Raw genomic sequence first — 767 nt, forward strand, 5'->3', positions numbered from 1 at the left:
GCCTTGGGAGATGGTCCTCCCGGATTCCGACGGAATTCCTCGTGTTCCGCCGTACTCAGGATCCACTCCGGAGGAGATTCGGTTTCAGCTACAGGGCTGTTACCTTCTTCGGCCGATCGTTCCAGATCGCTTCGCCTACCAAATCTCTTTGTAACTCCAAAGGAGTGTCCTACAACCCCAGAAAGCAAGCTTTCTGGTTTGGGCTGGTTCCGTTTCGCTCGCCGCTACTCAGGAAATCGCGTTTGCTTTCTCTTCCTCCGGGTACTGAGATGTTTCAGTTCCCCGGGTCTGCCATCCTGCACCTATGTATTCAGTACAGGATACGGTCCCATTACGGACCGTGGGTTTCCCCATTCGGAAATCTCCGGATCATAGCCTACTTACGGCTCCCCGAAGCATATCGGTGTTAGTCCCGTCCTTCATCGGCTCCTAGTGCCAAGGCATCCACCGTGCGCCCTTCTTCACTTAACTATCTTCGTGAAAAGACGTTGTTTTGATGTCGTTGAATGTCTTGCTCTTATCTAGTTTTCAAGGTTCACTTCCCCACGGATGGGGTGGCTTCGACGTTGCAACATGGACGTTGCGACCTTAGTCGAAGTTCCTTTGAAAGATCATTCGATCTCTCAAAACTAAACGAACGCAACCAATACGTTTCCGTAATATCCTTAGAAAGGAGGTGATCCAGCCGCACCTTCCGATACGGCTACCTTGTTACGACTTCACCCCAATCATTGGCCCCACCTTCGGCGGCTGGCTCCATAAAGGTT

At 51.6% G+C, this 767-nt stretch carries 2 rRNA genes; both read right to left on the reverse strand.

Going from position 1 to position 767, the window contains the following annotated elements:
* Nucleotides 1–471: ribosomal RNA gene (locus ACGTN9_RS21000) — 23S ribosomal RNA — on the reverse strand; the annotation flags it as partial.
* 198 nt (nt 472–669) lie between these two features.
* Nucleotides 670–767: ribosomal RNA gene (locus ACGTN9_RS21005) — 16S ribosomal RNA — on the reverse strand; the annotation flags it as partial.

The organism is Halobacillus sp. B23F22_5 (assembly GCF_043497085.1).
Taxonomy (GTDB): Bacteria; Bacillota; Bacilli; order Bacillales; family Halobacillaceae; genus Thalassobacillus.